1 protein-coding gene is annotated in these 280 nt (G+C 38.9%); it reads right to left on the bottom strand.

Annotated features, from left to right (window positions below):
• Positions 1-60: 60 nt before the first annotated feature.
• Positions 61-280 (bottom strand): integrase core domain-containing protein (locus tag AAEY75_RS14710; RefSeq protein WP_352259982.1); only part of this gene is annotated, 220 nt, incomplete at its 5' end.

Genomic DNA, 280 nt, shown 5'->3' with positions numbered 1-280 from the left:
ATGCTTGATAGGGTTCGGAGTCAAATGTACCCGTTATCTTACTGTAGTGGTCAAATATTTTTAGACAGTACTTAAGAGGTTTTTGTTGAAATAAAGTCTCTCTTTCTCGCTCGGTGTTAAATACTCATTAAAGCTGTGTGGTCTTACACTTTGATAATAGCCCCAAATATAATCATTTACTGCCTGCTGAGCCTCATCAATATTGTCAGAGCCGTTTTTTGGCATCCACTCTGTCTTAAAGCTTCTAAAGAACCTCTCTGTAGGTGCATTGTCCCAACAG

Origin of the sequence: Psychrobacter sp. TB55-MNA-CIBAN-0194 (assembly GCF_040309505.1) — a bacterium.
Lineage (GTDB): Bacteria > Pseudomonadota > Gammaproteobacteria > Pseudomonadales > Moraxellaceae > Psychrobacter > Psychrobacter fozii.
Note: the sequence above shows the minus strand (reverse complement) of the source record. Positions and strands in the feature narration are given on the sequence as shown.